Source organism: Streptomyces sp. NPDC008121, from assembly GCF_042957155.1.
Taxonomy (GTDB): domain Bacteria; phylum Actinomycetota; class Actinomycetes; order Streptomycetales; family Streptomycetaceae; genus Streptomyces.
The window spans coordinates 162,273-181,636 of sequence record NZ_JBIBHT010000006.1 but is presented as its reverse complement, the minus strand read 5'-3'; the positions used below and the strand labels follow the sequence as shown (position 1 = coordinate 181,636).

Here is a 19,364-nt window from a genome sequence, read left to right as displayed (position 1 = left end):
ACCCCCACCCACGGTGTCGCCAGCCTCCTGCGGATGCATGCTCGTAGTGCCCGGGCTACGCACCGTAATCCACCCCACACCCTCCGGTCCGGGAAACCAGAGCACGGCCAGCCGAAGGAGTCCGCCATGCCCACCTCCCGCCCCACCACCCCCAACCAGCACAAGATCAAGGAAGCCCTGGACGCCCGCGACGCCCTCGCCGCCGCTCTCACCCGGGCCGGCATCCAGTTGCCCGCCATGGACGTCCGTACGCCCTGGGCCGACGAGTCCCGCTATGCCCTCGTCCATCTCGGGCTCTGCTCGGCGCCCGTGGCACACGCCCTCGCGGAAGTGATCACGCGGGGCGCCTCCCGGTGACGGCCGAACCTCACGCCGGCCGCCCCGCCCTCGGCGAGATCGTCCGCGACACCCACCACAACCGACTCGGCATCGTCACCGACCGCCTCGGCCCGTACCTCCGGCTCCGTCCCCTCGCCGGCGGCCGGGAATGGGACGCGGACCCGGAAGACACCGAGCCCCTCAGCCCACCCGAAGCATTCCGTGCCCGCCTCGCGGAGGTGAACGCCCGGAGCCGCAAGCCCCGTCCGAGCGGGTGAGCCGGCCGCCCGCCACCACGGCCCGTCGTTGTCAGTGCCCGCTGCCATCCTGATCCTCGGGATATTTCCGGCCATCAGCCCCGTAACCAGCGATGATGCCGGACAATGTCCCGAGGAACTTGTCCCGGTACCGGCACGGACAGCGACGGCGACGGCCGTCAGAAGGTGAGCGAGACGCGCAATGGCCCAGCAGCCGCCCCTCCTCCGCGATGTGATCAACATCAAGGAGTCGATCTCCACGTCCGACTACGTCCTTCAGCTCTCCGAGGCCACCACCCCCCAGGGAGCCGAGCTCGCGCTCAAGGACTACGTCGTCACGGAACGGCTGCTGGAGAACTTCGACGAGGCCCTCGGCCTCATCAAGGCCTCCCTCGACGGGCACACCTCCAAGGCCGCGTACCTCCACGGTTCCTTCGGTTCCGGTAAGTCGCACTTCATGGCCGTGCTGCACGCCCTGCTCAGCGGCAGCCCGGCCGCCCACCGCCGCTCCGACTTCGACTCCGTGCTGACCAAGCACGAGTGGCTCACCACGGACGGCAAGAAGTTCCTGCTCGTGCCGTACCACATGCTCGGCGCGAAGGCCCTGGAGCAGCGGGTCCTCGGCACGTACGTGAGCCACGTCAAGAAGCTCCACCCCGAGGCACCGACCCCCCGGGTCTACCGCACCGACTCCCTCTTCGCCGACATCCACGCCATGCGGGAGCGGATGGGCGACGAGGCCGTCATCAAGGGCCTGGGCGCGGTCGGCGGTGAGGCGGACGAGGACGACGAGTGGGGCGAGTCCTTCGCCTGGACCTCCGCCCTCCTCGACACCGCGCTCGCCGCCGAGGAGATCCACGAGTCGGGGTACGCGCTCAACCTCGTCACCCCTTCCACCCCCGTGGAGCTGCGCGCCCGCCTGGTCCAGGACGCGAGCACGAACCTCCTGCCCGGCTTCACCCAGAACGCGCACGAGAACGAGCACGGCTTCATCTCGCTCGACGCCGGCCTGTCCGTCATCGCCGAGCACGCGAAGTCCCTCGGCTACGACGGCCTGATCCTCTTCCTCGACGAGCTGATCCTGTGGCTGGCCACCCTCATCCACGACCAGAAGTTCGTGGGCCGCGAGGCCGGCAAGATCACCAACTTCGTGGAGGGTGCCGACGCCCGCCGGGCCATCCCGATCGTGTCCTTCATCGCCCGCCAGCGTGATCTGCGCGAGCTGGTCGGCGAGGAGCTGTCCGGGGCCGCCGAGTCCTCCATCCAGGACACCCTCAACCAGGCGTCCGGCCGGTTCGACAAGATCACCCTGGAGGACCGCAACCTCCCCCAGGTGGCACACGCCCGCCTCCTCCAGCCCAAGAACAACGAGGCCGCCGCGCTCATCACGGCCGAGTTCGAGAAGACCCGTAAGGTCCGCCAGGAGGTGTGGGACACCCTCCTCGGTTCCGACCGCGGGGCCGACGGCGTCGGCGCCGACGAGGAGAGCTTCCGGCTCACCTACCCCTTCTCCCCCGCCTTCATGGACACCCTCGTCCACGTCTCCTCCGCGCTCCAGCGCAACCGCACCGGCATGAAGCTGATGGGCCAGCTCCTCGCCGACCACCGCCACGAGCTGCGCCTGGGCGACCTCATCCCGGTCGGCGACCTGTATCCGCTGATCACCGCGGGCGGCGACAAGCCGTTCACCGACAGCCTCAAGGTCGTCTTCGAGGCAGCGGACAAGCTGTACCGGACCAAGCTGCGCCCGTTCCTCCTCGCCACGTACAACGTGTCGGAGGAGGACATCGAGCAGTACACCCACCGCCCCGACAGCATCACCGACGCGGCCCTGCGCGGCCGGGTGAAGACCTTCGTCGGTGACAACCGGATCATCGGCACCCTCCTGCTCTCCGCGCTCGCGCCGAGCGTGCCGGCCCTCGCCGACCTGACGATCCGCAGGCTGTCCGCGCTCAACTACGGCTCGGTCGTCGCCCCGATCCCCGGCCGCGAGTACGGCATCCTGAAGAACAAGGTCGCCGACTGGGCCGGCCGCTTCCCGGAGATCAAGGAGACCGGCACCGACACCAACCCGGGCGTCCGCCTGGAGCTCTCCGGCGTCGACGTCGACTCGGTCATCGCGAACGCCAACGTCAACAACAACCCGGGCAACCGCCTCGCTCTTGCCAAGCGCCTGCTCGCCGAGGAACTCGACGTCAGCCACGGCCAGTTGGTCGAAGAGCTGCAGTTCGTCTGGCGCGGCACGAACCGCTCCGTCGAGGTCATCTTCGGGAACATGGCGGACGAGGACGAGCTGCCCGACCACGACCTGATGCCCCGCGAGGACGGCCGCTGGCGCATCGCCGTCGACCTCCCCTTCGACGACGGCGAGTACGGCCCCGTCGAGGACGCCAACCGCATCCGGCGCCTGCGCGAGAAGCAGCAGGGCGAGCGGTCGCGCACCGTCGCCTGGCTGCCCACCCACCTCTCCAGCCAGCGGTACGGGGACTTCTGCCGCCTCGTCGTCATCGACAAGGCCCTCGCCGACGACCAGCGCTTCGACAGCCAGTACGCCGGCCACCTGAACGCCGACAACCGCGCCCGGGCCAAGGGGCTCCTGGAGACCCAGCGCGAGTCCCTGCTCAAGACCGTCAAGGCGGCCTTCAAGCAGGCGTACGGACTCGCCGAGAAGAAGCCCACGGACGTGGAGCTGGGCTTCGGCGACCACCTGGAATCGCTGCGCGAGGTCGACGGGCTCACCCTCTCCTTCGGCCAGTCGCTGCGCGACGGCATCCGGCACATCGCGGGCAAGCTGCTGGCGACGCAGTTCCCGGACCACCCGGACTTCGACCCCGACCAGACCGGCACGGTCGTCAAGGCCGCCGACGCCAAGAAGGTCTTCACGCACGTCCGTGCCGCGGCCGAAGCACGCGACGGCCGCGCCGAGGTTCCGGCCGGCGACCGGGCGCTGATGAAGCGGATCGCGGGGCCGCTGCGCCTCGGGCAGCAGAAGGAGGCGTACTTCGAGCTGTCCCCGTACTGGGCCGACCACTTCCGCCAGCTCGCCCGCGAGAACGGCGCCACCGGCGACCTCACCCTGATCACGCTCACCGACTGGACCGACAAGCCGGCACCGCGCGGGCTGCCGGACTTCCTCGGGCGGCTCGTCGTGGCGGCCTTCGCCGAGATGGACGACCGGGTCTGGGTGCGCGAAGGCATGCCGCTCGACCCGGCTCCGGAGCTGGCGCAGATCAAGGACCGCGACGCCCTGCGCAGCCAGCCGCTGCCCTCCCCCGAGGACTGGGAGTCCGCCAGGCAGCGCTTCGCGGCCGTCTTCGGGCAGCCGGCGCCCACCCTGCTGCGCGGACGCATCGTCAACCAGTTCGCCCGGCAGATCACCGAGCAGGCCCGCGGAGTCCAGGAGGCCGCCGCCGAGTTGGCCGAGCGGCTGGACGAGCACGCCGGTTTCCTGCACCTCGACCAGACCGCCGAGACCGGGCGCCTCGCACTCGCCCGGCGGGCCGTGGAGCTGCTCAAGGCCATGACCGGCACGGCCGGCCAGGGAGCGGCCGGAGCGAAGAAGACGGTGGAGGCCCTCGCCCGTTTCGACCTCGGCGCGATGACCGCCGAACAGTACGGGACCTCGGTCAAGCAGGCCCGCAAGGTGGCCGAAGCGCTCGCCGCGACCTCCTGGAGCACTCTGGAGCTGGCCTCGGCCGAAGGCCCCGAGGGCGAGGCGCTCCTCGACTCCCTGCGCAATGTCGCCCGCAGCGACCAGCAGCGGACGGACAAGCTGGAGGAAGCCCTCGTCCGCACCCAGCGCGAGGTGCTGGCTCTGCTCAAGCGGAACCGTGCGGTCTCTCCGCCGCCGGTGGCCCCGAGCCCCGGCCCCCAGGGCCCCGCCGATGTTCCGCTGGACACGAAGACCAGCGATCCGCGGATTCCCTACGAGGGGTCTCCGACGGAGCCGTCCACCCCTGCCCGGAAGCACCGCACGAGCGGGGCGCGTACGACGACGGCCTCGCACGCGGTGGCCGAGCTCCAAGCGGAGCTGGCCGAGCTGGCCGCTGCCGAGCCCGGCGTCACCGTGGAGATCACGTGGCGGGTGGTCGGCCGATGAGCGTCGCCTCCCCCGCCGTCGCCGTGCGCCTGAACCTCGCGACCGTCACCCAGTACCTGTCGTCCCAGAGCTCTCTCACCGCGTCCCTGAGCGGCAGCGGCCGGCGCCGTGCCGTGCTGTTGCGCTCGGCGCCGACGTGGGAGGGTCCGGCAGAGCCTTCCTGGGGGGACGGGCTGACGGCTCGCATCGCAGCCGCGCCGTCGCCACTGGCCGTGCACGAGCTGCTGCTGGACCATCTCGGAGGCACGGTGCCCGGACCGGCCGTACTCGTCGTCCTGACCGACCGCGAGCAGAACGAGCTGGATCCCGCCATACTGGCGCGCGCACACAAGAAGCGCGTCGACACCGTCGACAGCTGGGACGTGGTCCGCGACGCGTTCCGCGCCCAGCAGGTCGATCCCCGGCTCAAGGATTCCAACTGGGCCGCTGAGGCACTGTTGGACGCCACCCCGCCGAAGGGCGGCTGGCCTCCCGTCGCCGGCGGCATACTCTCCCGGCGCACCGCCCTCACCTCCCTGGCCCTGCGCAGATTGCGGCTGGGCCGGTACGACAGCGAGGTGGAGCCCTCGGGTCGGGCCCCGGCCGGCGACACGCTGGACCCGCAGACGCTGTTCGGCTGGTCCCTGACCGCCGGCGGGCCCGAACTCCTGCTGAAGCTCCGCCGTCCGGAGCGGGAGGGGCTGTCCGCGTTCCTCGGCGAGGAGGACCAGGCGGGTCACGCCGGACGGGCACTCCTCGCGCTGGTCGAGGCCGAACACGGCCCCGACGCGGTGGCCTTCGGGCTCGTCTGCGCCGCGCTGTGGGTCCACTGTGAGCCGGACGCCGCCGTCTACCGGGCTCGCGGGCGAGCCGAACGGTGGTTGGGCGAGCAGCCCCTTGCCAAGGGTGAGGAGCTCGACCTCGTCGTGTCCCGGTTCGGGATCGCCTCCGAGGAGTACGTGGCCGCGCTGCTGACCTCCGCGTCCCGCACCGGCGGCGATGCGGAGGCGGTGCGCGAGGCCCGCCGACTCAGTGACACCGTCCTGGACCGGGCCTCCGCCCTGGTCCGCCAGTTCGGCGCCGAGGATGCCGCCAAGGCCAGCGCGCTGCTGGCCGCGGGCCTCGAAGCACGTTTCGCAGCAGTGGGCCGGGCGCTGGCCGCCGGGGAGCCCCAGGCCGTCGCGGACGCCGTACGCACCCTGGGCGAGCACAGGCAGGCCGACGGGCCGGAGGCACGGGCCCGGGTGGAACGGGCCCGGATGGGTCGGCGGCTGGCCCAGTGGCTGGCCAGTGACCCGGTCGTCACCTCGGACACGGTGGCCGATGCCCTGCAACGCCACATCACCGAAACCGGGTGGGTGGACCGGGCGCTCGAGCACATCGAAGCGGGCGGCGACCCGGACCCCGTCCTGAAGTCGGCGTACGACACGCTCGGCCGTCAGGTGCGCCGTAAGCGCCACGAGATCGACGGCGACTTCGCCCGCGCGTTGGCCGGCTGGACCGCTTCCGGTACCCGACCCGGCACGATGCTGACCGTGGAGACCTTCCTCGACCGCGTGGTGAAGCCGGTCGTACGGGGCGGGGCCGACCGCCGCGTGCTCCTGCTGGTCCTGGACGGGATGAGCGCCGCGATCGCCAGCGAGCTTGGAGAGGAACTGCGGGCCTCATGGGCCGAGTTCGATCCGCTGGACGAAGGTGCACCCCGCCGTCGCGCGATGGCCGCGGCTCTGCCCACGCTGACGACCGTCTGCCGGACGTCCCTGTTCGCGGGCCGACTGCTGAAGGGCACACAGGCGGAGGAGAAGAAGCTGTTCCCCGCCCACGCCTTCTGGGGCGGGGAGCCGGCCGCGGTCTTCCACAAGGACGATCTGCGCGCCGACGGCTCAGGGGACACGTTCGGTCCGGCACTCACGGAGGCCCTCGCTGACGGGCGCACGCACGTCGCGGTCGTACTGAACACCATCGACGACCGGCTCGCGAAGGAGCAGAAGCTCGGTGACGGGGCCTGGCACCTCGACGAGATAGGGCGGCTGCGCGATCTGCTGCGGGTCGCAGCGGCTCAGGGCATGGCGGTGATCCTCACCAGCGACCATGGCCACGTCGTGGACCGGCGCGGGGTCAAGGTGGATGCCGGTGCCCCGGAATCCGCCCGCCACCGCTCCCCCGGCGGCCCCCTGGAAGCCACGGAGGTCGCCCTGTCGGGCCCCCGCGTGGTCTGGCCCGAGCCGGGCGGCTCGATCGTCGCCCTCTGGGACGCCGACTCCCGCTATACCTCGCTCAAGGCCGGCTACCACGGCGGCGCGGCCCTGCGTGAGTTCACCATCCCCGTACTCGCTTTCCTGCCCTTCGGCGCCACTCCGCCCGGCGGTTGGCGAGAGCTGGGTGATCAGCGTCCGGCATGGTGGTTGCTCGACGGGCACACGCCCCTCCAGAACGCAGTTCCGGTCTCGGCGTCGGCTGCTGCCCGTCCGGAGAAGCAGAACCGGCACAAGCCGACGAAGGCGCAGGCCGAACTGGCCCAGACGCACGACTCCCTCTTCGACGTCGCTCTGGTCCCGGCGGCCGAACACGAGGGCGCCCTGGTCACACCCGTTCTGGTCGCGCCGGACGATGCGCTGATCACGGCACTGCTCGCGTCCGAGGCGTTCCAGGACCAGGTCGGGCTACTGGCCCGCAGGCCGCCCCTGGACAAGTTGGAGAAGGCGATCCGGGCACTCCTGGAGGCCGGAGGCACCCTGCCCGTGACGGCTGTGGCGCAGCGCGTCGACTACCCGGCCACCCGCGCGGACGGCTTCGCCGCGGTGCTGCGGCAGGTCCTCAACTACGACGGAGTTCAGGTCCTGCAGACCCTGCCGGACGGACGGACGCTCCGTCTCGACAGGAGTCTGCTGCAGCTGCAGTTCGGGGTGTGAAGCGGTGGGTCAGCCGACGTAGTCCCGCAGCAGGGTCGTGAAGGCCGTCAGCTCCCGCATCGACGTGAGAGGCAAAGGCTCTGCATCAAAATGAGCGATGCGGTTCCGAACGTCCTTCACACGCTGCAGATGACGGACGAACTGGCCGCGGTCCAGGGATTCGCACTGGAGCGCGGCCCAGTTGCGGTCCGCCTGTTGCGCCATGGTCTGCTTCTTCTGCTCCCCGTTGAGGAGATAGACGTAGTCGCCGAACGTCAGATCCTCGACCCTCCCGGAGCGGTGCTCGGCCTTCTTGTTCGTCTGAACCGCCCTGATCGCTTCTTCGTTGAGCTTGGCTCCCAGCCACCGGCGCAGGAGCGATTCGATCTCGCCGAGTAGGAAGAAGGGGCGGGCAGCGCTCTCGAAGCGGTGGACCACATGGGCCTGGGTCACGATGCCGGACAGACTTCCGTCCTCGCCTCGGACCAGAAGGTAGCCGTGCTCGGAGAGCATGGGCAGGCACGCGAAGAACTCCTGCCGCGCGTCGGCCACCGGCAGTGACTCCTGCTGCATGGCGTTCTCCAGGCTGCTCTCCTTACCCACCTCGTACATGAGGGCCAGGGAACGCCAGGTGATCACTCCGTGCAGGGTCGTCATGCCCGTCGTGACGGGGATCTGGGCGTACCCGCGTTGGCGCATCAGGTACGTCGCTTGAGAAAGCTCCGAGGTGATGGACACGCATCGCACCCCGCCACGGGCGGAGGGCAGGTCACCGATCCGGAGCCGCTGCGGTAGCGCGGCCGACGGAAGCGGATCCCTCTCTGCATCGTCCGCGTCGTCGGGCTCGGGCGTGACCTGCGCGGCAGTGGCGAAGGCGACGATCTGGACCCGCTCGCCCGGAGCGCAGTTGGCGAAGTCCGGCAGAGTGGCGAGCCCTGCGTCGGTCAGTGCTTGCGCGATGTCGTGCACGTTCCACGGCCGGCGCACCCGCACGTCGAAGAGGTCCAGCAGTTCCCGGAGGGGGATCTCTGTGCCCTTGAGCGCGAGAAGGTCTTCGGTGCTCGGCTTCTGGCTCACTTGACCGCCTTGCCGTCGGTCATGTCACGCAGGATCGTCCGCTTGCCCATGGCTGCGTACACCATGTCCTCGAGCTGCTTGGCCCGTGCCGCGTAGAACGCCTCGTAATCGCTCGTCCTCAGCAAGTACGGATCGATCAGGTGCGTCGCGATGACGTCGTCGAACCACTCACGACGCATGTCGGAAGCAGCGGCGAGTGAGTCGAGATAGGTACCGGGTGCGCCGTTGAGGGCCTGGGCGGCGCGCAGAGACAGCGGTGTCTTGTTGACGATGGAGTTGGCTGGGGAAGTCTTGGCTCCGTCGTACTGCCGGCGCACCCAGGCTCGGGGGAAGATGTGCCGGACGTCTACGCCGTACTCGTCCATCAGGCTGGGCTTCAGCGGCGTCTCCGTGTAGTGCCAGTCCACAGCCCCCTGTTTGATGAGCAGCGCATAGATTCCCTTGTAGGCAGCACTGTTCCGCGTGGTGAGCGTGTCCAGCCGCTCCGGGAAGAAGTAGGCGTCGGTGACGGTCTCCGGGGCGGGTCCCTCACGCCGGACCCATGCCACCAGCTGTTCGACGTCCCGCGTGAAGCGGGTCTCGGTGGAGCCGCCGTACATCTCACCGAGCACGCCGCACCAATACCACTGAGTGATCATGTCTTCCGCGCCGAGCGTGTCGGTCGCCTCCTCGAGGATGGCCCTGACCGCGGCGAGCGGTACCAGCTGGGTGCGGTAGGGCAGCTCGGCAGCGCGCACGATGCACTGCCTCTCGAGAAAGGCGCCCACCCATGCGAACGCCTTGGCGAGCCGCGGCGCGAGCGACTCGAAGTCCGCCAGGGGGAGCTCAAGGAGGTCACGGCGTTTGCAGGAGACGCCGGTGCCCTGCCCGTCCTGCTTCCGGGACCACGTGCGCACCAGCGCCACGGCCTGCAGGAAATCGCTGCTGCTCAGTCCGTCGTCGATGCCCGCCTCTAGCCGTCCGAACACGGGGTGGCGGCCGGCCAGATCCTCCTTGATCGCCCGCCAGACCTGCGGCAGCTGGTAGTAGTCGCCGGTCCGCTCCCGGTAGGCCCGGTCACCGGCGTAGGTCGCTGTCAGGAGCTCGAAGACGTTGAGGGGCACACCCCCTGTGTTCACTCGCTCGAAGACGGCACACACGGCGTCCATGGATGTGGAGGCGGCCAGTTTGATCATGGGCACCTGAAAGGAGCGCACGGGTTCGAGTACCTGCTCCTCGAACCGGCTCCACCGGTCGAAGTGACCGTCGTCCATCTTCTCGTACGCTCGTCGCCAGGCATTCACCTTCGCGGTGTCGAAGACGATGCTGAGGGGGAAGAGTCCTGCAGCACATTCGCCTTCGGCGGTGGTCAGGTCATGAACGACGTTCCGGGCGAAATTGGACCGCTGAACCTTGTCCTCGGGTACCGACACGATGGCCTCGTCGCGGTCGGCGGGCGAGCCGATGGCGTTCTTGATGTCCACGTAGTACCAGCGCCTGACAGAGTTGCCACGCGCATCTGTGGTCTCGACGGGACTGTCCTGGAACAGAGCTTGGTACAGCGAGGTGAGACGCTGCTGTCCATCGAGGAGCAGCAGACTGGGCGCCACGTCCTCGGTCACCTTCGCGCCGGTGAGGGCACGGGCGCGGAAGGGTGAGTCGCCCCCTGTCTCCAGCGTCATCACCACGCCCAGGGGGTAGTCGAGCGTCACCGTCGCGACAATGGCGCGAATTCGATCGTCGTCCCACTTCCAGTCCCGTTGGAAGTCGGGCAGTTGAAGAGAGCCTGACGCCACATCTGCCAGGAGCGTCTTGAGTTTCACATTGTCGAGTCCGGCCACGTGCTTGTTCCCCACCCTCGCAGTGCTGCGCGTTCTTCACGCGAGCGGCGATTGGACCAATCACGTGACGCGGAGGTCAACGAGATCGGCCGCACCAGGAGTCGTCTTCGGCCAACCGCCCGGCACCACTGGAATGGGACACTGGTGACGTGAGTACCGCTGCTTCCTCCCGTCCCTCCCCTGCCAGTGCGGCGCGTCGCCGTGCGGTGATCGACGCCCTGCGTCGCGGCGCCGTCCCCGAAAGCGGGCTCGACCTGCTGGCCACCGGCCTGGACCGGTTCGAGGCAGCACTCGATGCCGAGCTCGACACGGTCGCCTCCGGTTCGTCGGTGTTCAAGGCCGTCCGCGGGGAGTACGGGTCGGGCAAGACCTTCTTCACCCGGTGGCTGGGTGAACGGGCCAAGCGGAGGGGCTTCGCGTTGGCGGAGATTCAAATCTCCGAGACGGAGACCCCCCTCCACAAGCTGGAGACCGTTTACCGGCGCCTCACCGAGCGGCTGGCTACCGCAAGCTTCCCGCCGAGCGCGCTCCGGCCGGTCGTGGACGCATGGTTCTACACCCTGGAAGAGGATGCTCTCGCGGACGGCGCGGAGGAGGAAGCTCTCCCGCAGGCGGTGGAGAAGCTACTGACGGCACGATTGACCGAGGTGTCCCGGCACGCACCCTCGTTCGCCACGGCACTGCGCGGCTACAAGTCAGCCCTCGCCGGGGGCGACGAGGCGACGGCAGCGGCAGTCCTGGCATGGCTGGGCGGCCAGCCCCACGTCGCAGCGGCCGCCCGACGCTCCGCCGGAGTCCGTGGCGACCTCGATCACTTCGGGGCCTTCGGCTTCCTGCAAGGGCTCCTGACCGTACTGCGCGACTCCGGACACAACGGTCTGTTCGTCGTCCTGGACGAGGTCGAGACGCTGCAGCGCGTCCGTTCGGATGCGCGGGACAAGGCGTTGAACGCCCTTCGACAGCTCATCGACGAGGTGCACTCCGGCCGGTTCCCCGGCCTCTATCTCCTGATCACCGGAACACCGGCGTTCTACGACGGCCAGCAGGGGGTTCAGCGGCTCGCTCCTCTCGCCCAGCGCCTCGCCACCGATTTCACCACCGACCCGCGCTTCGACAACCCACGTGCAGTGCAAGTGCGACTGCCGGGCTTCACACAGGAGTCGCTGGTCGGCCTCGGAGTGACCATTCGAGACCTCTACGCGGAAGGTGCCGCTTCGCCGGAACGCGTGAAGTCACTCGTCGACGATGCGTACGTTGCCGACCTCGCCCGCGCGGTGGGCGGTGCCCTCGGGGGGAAGGCAGGTGTGGCGCCGCGGCTGTTCCTCAAGAAGCTGGTCGGTGACGTCCTGGACCGTGTCGACCAGTTCGAGGACTTCGACCCTCGTCAGCACTACCGACTGACCGTGACGAGCAACGAGCTCACGGACGTGGAGCGCAATCACGCGGCATCCGGCTCGGCCGACGACATCGACCTGGACGTGTGATGAGTGGAGACGAAGCGGGTGGAGGGTCCGCCCATGCCGGCGCCCACCGAGTAGGCACGGACCCCGTCGACCGACTCGACCCCGTCATCCTCCACCATGTCGTGAACACGCTCGGCTGGCCCGACCTCCGGCCTCTGCAACGGGCCGCGATCGACCCACTCATGGACGGCGAGGACGCCGTACTGCTCGCGCCCACTGCGGGCGGCAAAACCGAGGCAGCATGCCTGCCCATCCTGTCGGCCATGTCCCACGAGCGCTGGTCCGGAACGTCCGTTCTCTACCTGTGCCCGCTCAAAGCACTCCTCAACAACCTGGTGGTCCGCGTTGACTCCTACGCTCAGTGGCTCGGCCGCCGAGCCGAGCTGTGGCACGGAGACACGAAGGAGTCTCAGCGCAGGCGCATCCGTACGGACACACCCGACATCCTCCTCACCACTCCTGAGTCCCTTGAGGCCATGCTCATCGGAGTCAAGACCGACCACGCGCACCTCCTGGGCGGGGTCCGGGCAGTCGTGGTGGACGAGGTGCACGCGTTCGCGGGCGACGACCGAGGCTGGCATCTGCTCGCGGTTCTGGAACGTCTGGAGCAGGTCACGGGACACCCCATCCAGCGGGTCGGTCTCTCTGCAACCGTCGGGAACCCTCAACAGCTCCTCACCTGGCTCCAAGGTTCCGGTGCAGGCAACCGCCCGGGGCGGGTCGTCGCCCCCGACCTCACCCTCACCCCGGATGCCGCCCCGACCGCCGCCCCCACGACCGGGAACCTCCGGCCTCCAGGCGAGGTGGAGCTGGACTACGTAGGGTCTCTCGACAACGCGTCCAAGCTGATCGCCGCCTTGCACCGCGGAGAGAAGCGGCTGGTGTTCTGCGAGTCCAGACGACAGGTGGAGGAGCTGGGAGCCGCCCTGCGGGCGCGCGAAGTGACGGTGTTCCTCTCGCACGCCTCGCTCTCGGCCGACGAAAGAGCCCGGTCGGAACAGGCCTTCGCAGAGGCACGAGACTGTGTCATCGTCTCCACCTCCACACTGGAACTGGGCATCGACGTGGGCGACCTGGACCGCGTCATCCAGATCGACTCGCCCCGCACCGTGGCATCGTTCCTCCAGCGCATCGGCCGTACCGGCAGGCGCTCGGGGACCACTCGCAACTGTCTGTTCCTCGCCACCGGCAAGGACACCCTGCTGCAAGCCGCCGCCCTCCTGCTGCTCTGGGGCCGCGGCTGGGTCGAACCGGTAACACCGCCTCCAGAACCTCGCCACCTCGTGGCGCAGCAGCTGCTCGCTGCCACGCTCCAGCAGCACCGCATCGGTGACCAGACATGGCAAGGGATGTGGAACGGGCTGGCCCCGTTCGACCGGTCAGCGGCTCCCATCCTGCGACACCTGGTGAACGAAGGGTTCCTCGACGAGGACGCCAGCATGCTCTTCATCGGCCCCGAGGCGGAGCGACGCTTCGGCCGGCGTCACTTCATCGAATTGACCGCTTCCTTCACCGCTCCCCCGCAGTTCACGGTTCTGTCCGGTCGTACCGAGATCGGGCAGACGGACCCTTCCGTGCTGACGGAAGAGCGGCCGGGCCCGCGCCGGTTGCTGCTCGGCGGACGCAGCTGGCAAGTGACGTTCATCGACTGGGGGCGCAAGCGGGCCTTCGTCGAGCCGGCCGACGGTGGTGGCGTCGCCAAATGGACGGGCAGTTCCCTCGCCGGTCTCTCGTACGCCTTGACCCGCTCGATGCGCGACGTACTTCTCGGAGCAGACCCCCTGGTTTCTCTGACCCGTCGGGCCGAGGCGTGCCTGACCGAGTGGCGTGAGGAAGATGCTCCACAGATCACGGATGCTGACGGCTCCCTGATCACCCGCCTGGGAACGGATGTGCGTTGGTGGACGTGGGCCGGCTACCGAGCGAACGCGACACTGGCCGCCACCCTTCCGTCGATCAGTGACCCCGTTCAACGACCGACGGACTGCTACGTGCGGCTGAGGGAAGACCTGACACCCGACATGTGGCGAGTGGCGCGTGCGGATGCCGAGGGCGGAAACGCGCTGGTGTTGCCTGATGTCGATCACCGAGCCGTACACGGCCTGAAGTTCTCAGCAGCGCTCCCCCAGCGTCTCGCGGTGGCCACCGTTGCCGCGCGACTGGCCGACTTCGACGGCGCGCGAGCGGCCTTGCAGGAGACCGTACGGTTCCACACTGCATGCTCCGGTTGAGCCTTGGGACCAGCCTCGTGATCCACTGCCTGTTCTAGAATGGCCACGACAAACTCAGCGGCCCGACAGGCTTCCGCTCCGCATTCGCGGAACCAGGACATGCCCCCACCCGCACGAGCTACTTCGTGCTGCCTGGGGGCATTCTCTTGCTGTTCCGTGAGTCTGCGGCGTCACTGGCCACCCGCACCCACGTCGAGGGCCGATTGGCGCGGCTCCTGACGGAGAACTTCCTGCACCAGCACCGTCACCGGCCCCAGCCGGCAGAGGTTCAGGCTTGGGAGCGCAGCATCCCGGCACTCACCAATGTGCTCGTGGAAGCCGGGCTCGGCGAAGTCGAGATGCTGCTGGAATACGGGCTGCCGCTGACCAGCAAGCGCGCTGACGTGATACTGGCCGGCGTCCATCCGGCCACCGGCGAGGCGTCGTACGTGGTGGTCGAACTGAAGCAGTGGAGCGAAGCCCACCCCGAGCCGGAGGATCCGCTGCTCTGCCGCATCGACGCCTACGACCATCCGATCCTCAACCCGATCGAGCAAGTGCGCGGCTACTGCGACTACCTGGTCTCGTTCAACGGGGCCCTGGAGAACGATCCGAAGTCGGTCGTCGGCGTGGCGTACCTGCACAACGCGACGGAGGCCAAAGTGGCGGGCCTGCGCCATGTCGCAGAAGACGATCGCGGCCGGATGTTCACCGGTGATCAGCGCGGCGCCTTCCTGAGCTACCTGCGTTCGCGTCTGGCCGCGAAGCCCGGTGCAGATGCGGCCGATGCCTTGCTGCAGGCCAAGGTCCGGCCGTCGAGGCAGCTGATGGCCGTCGCTGCCGAAGAGGTGCGCGACCGGGAACAGTTCGTCCTGCTCGATGAACAGCGGCTCGCCTACGAGACGGTCATGGCCGCCGTGCGGCGGGCGCGGCAAGCCGATCGCAAACAGGTCGTCGTGGTGACCGGGGGGCCGGGCTCCGGCAAGAGCGTGATCGCGCTGTCTCTCCTCGGAGACCTCTACCGGCGCGGAGTACCCGCCCTGCACGCCACCGGCTCACAATCGTTCACCAAGACGATGCGCAAGATCGCCGGCACCCGCAAGCCCGAAGTGCAGCGGCTCTTCCGCTATTTCAACAGCTTCATGGAGGCCGAGCCCAACGATCTCGACGTCCTTGTCTGCGACGAGGCGCACCGCTTGCGCAAGACCTCCGCCAACCGCTACACGAAGGCGACGCTCCGCACGGGCCGACCGCAGGTGGCGGAGCTGATGGCAGCGGCTCGGGTTCCGGTCTTCCTGCTGGACCAGCACCAAGTGGTCCGACCGGGCGAGATGGGGACGGAGGAGCAGATTCGAGAAGCAGCCGCCGCATTGGGGCTCGCATGCACCGTGGTGAAACTGGAGAGCCAGTTCCGATGTGGTGGCAGCGACGCGTACCTGCGGTGGGTCGTCGACCTTCTGGGGCTCGAAGGTCAAGCTCCCACCGTGTGGGAGCCCGACGACAAAGTCCGTTTGATGACTGTCGACACCCCGCAGGAGCTCGAAGACTTCCTGGCCGCTCAACGGGCGCAAGGCTACGGCGCCCGCATGTCCGCGGGCTACTGCTGGAAGTGGACGACGAAGATTACTTCCAGTATGAACACATTGCCCACCGACGTGGTCATCGGTGACTGGGCGAGGCCATGGAACCTCTACGGTGACCGAGCCCTGCTCGGCGCACCGCCGGCGCCACTGTGGGCCACCGCCCCCGAGGGGTACGGGCAGGTCGGATGTGTGTACACCGCGCAGGGCTTCGAGTACGACTGGGCGGGTGTCATCATGGGCCCGGACCTCGTCTGGCGGACCGACCGATGGGTGGTGGACCGCACAGCGTCGAAGGATCCCTCGTTCACGAAGGCGACATCGGACGACGACGTGGATCGCCTCGTGCGCAATACGTACAAGGTGCTTCTCACCCGGGGCATGATCGGGACGGTCGTCTATTCGACGGATCCCGAGACCCGCGAGAAGCTCCGCACGCTGATCCCTCCGACGCCTTGAGCACCAACCGCCTTCGAGGCGCCGCGGAAATCAGGGCGCTCTCGGCCACTGGAGCACTGCGAAAACCACGACGCGCGGGCCGGGCCGCGAGATAGCATGATCGCGCTGCGCACCTTCCCGGAGGGTACGAGGCAAGGGTCGGTACGCCTGCCCCAATGACCCGTGAGCGACGAATGGTTGTGCCCGTCGTGTGGCGACACACGACGCGAGCGTGGATGCCCGCAGGGCGTCCCCCTGCCATTCCGATCTCACTGCATTGGAGCGGCCATGACCTCGGTCGAGTACAAGCCTGCGCGTCGTGAACGGATCCGCGAGATCCTGATCGAGATCGCCGTCGGAGTCGTCACCAATCTTGTGGTGACGGCCTTGCTGTCGATTGCGGGTCTGCTCTTCTAGAGCGGGCGGGTGGCGGGCCCGGTGAGCCCGCCACTCACACCGAACGCGAAAGCGCGTTCAGAACAGCGTCAGATCGGGCCCCTGCGACTTGCGCGCCTTCCGATTCCTCTTGCCACGTCTTCCCCTGCTGGGCCGGGGCAGGTGCGGCTTGCGCGCCTCCGCAGGCAGATTCTCCCACGTAGGACGCAACGCGTGGATCTCGACCGGCCCGACGAGTTCCTTGAGGTAGGTCCGGGTCTCCTCGTCTGTGGAATAGAGCACTGTTGCCCGGCTGGCCCGGGTCATCAGCACGTGATAAGCGTGGCGGACGAGTCGGGCGAATTCCTCGTCGTCGACACTGCCCGCCTTCACCTTCGGGTCGAACGAGCCGGGGCGAGCCACTCGCTTGGCGTCAGACTCCTCGGCCTTGCGCTCCTTGCCCCGACGGAACACCCATTGGCCGTCTCGGCGCACCATGTCCTCGCCCATGATGACGCCGCACCAGTCCCATTCGAGGCCCTGCGCCGTATAGACACAACCGATCTGGCCGAGGCCGTTCTCGTGCACGGACCATATCTTGGACGGGGGCACGTCGTCAGCGCAGAAGGTGTCGCTGTCCGCGTTCCACGGCCGGTGCCAGTCGCCGATGCGCACATCGGCCTCCAGCCGCCTCTCCTTGCCGAGTGGCTTGGTCCAAGGCCAGCAATAGCCGGCGACCATGCGCGCAGACGCACCGGCCAGCGCTTCGGCACGGATGATCCGTTCGAGTTCCTCAGGGGTGTCCGCCACTTCGACGTGCATCAGGCCGTCCGGGCGCCAGCACTCGATCTCCTCGTCCGTCACACCGAGCACGGCGCGCACCCAACGGGGGTAGGCGTCGCTGCCGCCACAGCGGAACTGCTCGCGAAGCCCGACCTCAACAAGGCGGGCATCGTGGCGGGCAGCAGCCTCCTTGATCAGCTGTACGGTACCGACCTCGTTCGGCCTCACCGACTGCCCTTCATCCATGAAGAAGACCGTCAGTCGCGACGCGGCGAGGAGCTCGTCCACCTGCGGCCCCGTGCCCCAGTCCTCGGGCTTCCAGAATCGATTCGTCGAGCGGTCGCGAAGTCGGTGTGCCTCGTCGCAGATCAACACGTCCAGGGGTGGCTCCGGTGGTCTGACGAAATTGCTGAAGTACGTGAACGACTCCCTGAACTCCCGGTCTCCGTATCCGACGTGCTCTTGAAGCGCGCCGTTGAACGCCCTACTGCCGCTGGCGTAGTTGACCGTGCGGCCTTGTGCCTCCAGCTCCGCTTTGATCTGCAGTCCGATCGCGCTCTTTCCCGTTCCGGCGCCACCGGTCACCAGGAAGATCACCCGTTGCTCGTCCGGGACCAAGGTGGGACGCTCGGGATCCGGTAGGACCTTGGCGGCCGATTCCAGGACCTGGTCGGCCACTGCCTTCTGGCGCCCACGGAGTGTGAAGACGGTGTCGGCCCCGCGGGACCAGATCATCGCGTCGAGCAGCGGGGTGTTGCGCAACCCCATGTTCTGCAGCATCCTCTCGGCCTCTGAGGCCGCGCCTTCGACGGCGAAGTGCCGCTGGAGGTCGGACAGCAATTGTGCGCGCCGGTCGCTTGTGTACACGCGGGCGTAGGCACCTGTCGGCGCATCCACGTCGATCAAGGGCCGAACCGAGTCTTCCGCGGCGTTGTGCAGGTAGGCGAAACCTCCGCATTCGAAGTCCGAGCGCCGGAAGGGGCCCCTGTCACTCGTGAACGCCTGGTAATACGAGCGCAATTGCAGTGCCGGGTGCTGCTTCACCTCGTCCATGGCCGGCACGTAGAGCAGGTCTGCCGTGGCCTGCTCCACCCTGGTCACCGTCGACCAGCGCTTCAGCTCGACCAACTGGACCGACGGCACGTTGCGTTCCGGGTGCCGACCCACCAGAACGACGTCGATGAGGCGTGGGTTCTCGGAACGGTTCACCTCGTCGAGCGTGGCGGCACATTCGACGATCATCTCCACGTTGCCGCGCTCCGCCGCGACCAGGTCGTTCGCCAGGCTCACCAGGCTTTCCGCCCACGCGGAACGTTCCGACAACGAGGCGTCCGCGCCCCTGAAGTAGCGCCATCGGGCAGCAAGGTGCGGAACCATTCTGCGACGCGAATTCAGAGTGAGCAGATCCTCCGCCGACAGTTTCAGCAGGAGCATGGACACGAGGTGGTTCCCCCAGGGCACGAGTGACTCGTGCGGGTGGGGGCATGTCCTGTTCAGGAAGCCCGTCGGGCCGCAATCGGTTGGAGTAATCCTAGTAAGGCCCGACTTGCCGAAGAACGACACCTCGGCTGTCGGCGAGAACTGCGTCGATCATGGCTGGATCACGCAGTACGGGTCATGGACCTAGATCTCGAGCCGGCAAGTGTCAGCTCATTCTCGGGGCGCCGATTGCGCGGACCGGAAACTCCCGGGCGACCGCCGCCAGCTCCCCACCGCTGTTCCCGGCGGGCTCCGTCGACCCCGTCGCGGACAGTCCGAGATCCGCCCACCAGTCCGACGGCGGCATGTTCTCGGGCCAAGGGCCGCAAGTCCTAGCAGCCGCTCGTCGAAAATGCCTGTGGTCAGTGACGCTGGTAAACCGCTACTGGGGCCGCCACCCGGCAACGAGTGAGCGTCATCAGCCGTGGGACAGGCTTGGCATTCGGGATGTCATAGGGCCAGCGGCTTGCGGGTCGGCGACCAAGCCGTTGGCCCGGTCGCGTCCGTGGACGCGGACGGGCCAACGTGATGGGGCTGCAGAACGTGCGTCACTTGAGCGTCAACAGCCCGAGGAGAGCCCTGATGCCGCTAGCTA

At 68.4% G+C, this 19,364-nt stretch carries 11 protein-coding genes; 8 read left to right on the top strand and 3 right to left on the bottom strand.

What is annotated here, in order from left to right:
• Positions 1-126: 126 nt before the first annotated feature.
• From ACFZBD_RS21280 to pglZ, 4 genes are all read left to right on the top strand, one after another.
• A complete protein-coding gene (locus ACFZBD_RS21280; protein ID WP_391141548.1) occupies positions 127-357 on the top strand; it encodes a hypothetical protein in 231 nt (76 codons plus the stop codon).
• A complete protein-coding gene (locus ACFZBD_RS21275; RefSeq protein WP_391141545.1) occupies positions 354-596 on the top strand; it encodes a hypothetical protein in 243 nt (80 codons plus the stop codon). Before ACFZBD_RS21280 ends, ACFZBD_RS21275 begins: the two co-directional genes overlap by 4 nt.
• A 181-nt stretch (positions 597-777) precedes the next feature.
• A complete protein-coding gene (locus tag ACFZBD_RS21270; protein ID WP_391141543.1) occupies positions 778-4,674 on the top strand; it encodes a phage resistance protein in 3,897 nt (1,298 codons plus the stop codon).
• The gene (pglZ, locus tag ACFZBD_RS21265) at positions 4,671-7,565 is read left to right on the top strand and encodes a BREX-2 system phosphatase PglZ (RefSeq protein ID WP_391141541.1); all 2,895 of its coding nucleotides are present in this window, start codon (positions 4,671-4,673) and stop codon (positions 7,563-7,565) included. The genes ACFZBD_RS21270 and pglZ overlap by 4 nt, the downstream gene beginning before the upstream one ends.
• Before the next feature lie 9 nt (positions 7,566-7,574).
• Here pglZ and ACFZBD_RS21260 read toward each other — a convergent pair whose 3' ends face one another.
• Complete coding sequence (locus tag ACFZBD_RS21260) at positions 7,575-8,621, bottom strand: CBS domain-containing protein (protein ID WP_391141538.1); 1,047 nt, start codon at positions 8,619-8,621, stop codon at positions 7,575-7,577.
• Positions 8,618-10,441: a DUF262 domain-containing protein gene (locus ACFZBD_RS21255; RefSeq protein WP_391141536.1), complete on the bottom strand. Its 1,824-nt coding sequence runs from the start codon at positions 10,439-10,441 to the stop codon at positions 8,618-8,620. Before ACFZBD_RS21255 ends, ACFZBD_RS21260 begins: the two co-directional genes overlap by 4 nt.
• 149 nt (positions 10,442-10,590) lie before the next feature.
• On the opposite strand from ACFZBD_RS21255, the gene brxD reads away from it, so the two are divergent.
• The 4 genes from brxD to ACFZBD_RS21235 all read left to right on the top strand — a co-directional run bounded on the left by brxD (position 10,591) and on the right by ACFZBD_RS21235 (position 16,549).
• Complete coding sequence (gene brxD, locus ACFZBD_RS21250) at positions 10,591-11,925, top strand: BREX system ATP-binding protein BrxD (protein ID WP_386561716.1); 1,335 nt, start codon at positions 10,591-10,593, stop codon at positions 11,923-11,925.
• Entirely contained in the window at positions 11,925-14,135 is a 2,211-nt protein-coding gene (locus ACFZBD_RS21245) for a DEAD/DEAH box helicase (protein ID WP_391141534.1), read from the top strand. Before brxD ends, ACFZBD_RS21245 begins: the two co-directional genes overlap by 1 nt.
• 146 nt (positions 14,136-14,281) lie before the next feature.
• The gene (locus ACFZBD_RS21240) at positions 14,282-16,153 is read left to right on the top strand and encodes a DNA/RNA helicase domain-containing protein (protein ID WP_391141533.1); all 1,872 of its coding nucleotides are present in this window, start codon (positions 14,282-14,284) and stop codon (positions 16,151-16,153) included.
• A 267-nt stretch (positions 16,154-16,420) separates the two neighbouring features.
• Positions 16,421-16,549 (top strand): DUF6408 family protein, encoded by a 129-nt coding sequence (locus ACFZBD_RS21235; RefSeq protein ID WP_222517947.1) that lies wholly within the window; start codon positions 16,421-16,423, stop codon positions 16,547-16,549.
• 57 nt (positions 16,550-16,606) lie between these two features.
• On the opposite strand, the gene ACFZBD_RS21230 is transcribed toward ACFZBD_RS21235, so the two are convergent.
• The gene (locus ACFZBD_RS21230; RefSeq protein ID WP_391142210.1) at positions 16,607-18,724 is read right to left on the bottom strand and encodes a DNA/RNA helicase domain-containing protein; all 2,118 of its coding nucleotides are present in this window, start codon (positions 18,722-18,724) and stop codon (positions 16,607-16,609) included.
• Between the last annotated feature and the right edge of the window lie 640 nt (positions 18,725-19,364).

Coding starts and splice junctions, on each gene's coding strand:
- ACFZBD_RS21280 (WP_391141548.1), top strand. CDS start 127: ATGCCCACCTCCCGCCCCACCACCCCCAACCAGCACAAGATCAAGGAA.
- ACFZBD_RS21270 (WP_391141543.1), top strand. CDS start 778: ATGGCCCAGCAGCCGCCCCTCCTCCGCGATGTGATCAACATCAAGGAG.
- pglZ (WP_391141541.1), top strand. CDS start 4,671: ATGAGCGTCGCCTCCCCCGCCGTCGCCGTGCGCCTGAACCTCGCGACC.
- ACFZBD_RS21245 (WP_391141534.1), top strand. CDS start 11,925: ATGAGTGGAGACGAAGCGGGTGGAGGGTCCGCCCATGCCGGCGCCCAC.
- ACFZBD_RS21235 (WP_222517947.1), top strand. CDS start 16,421: ATGACCTCGGTCGAGTACAAGCCTGCGCGTCGTGAACGGATCCGCGAG.
- ACFZBD_RS21230 (WP_391142210.1), bottom strand. CDS start 18,724: ATGCTCCTGCTGAAACTGTCGGCGGAGGATCTGCTCACTCTGAATTCG.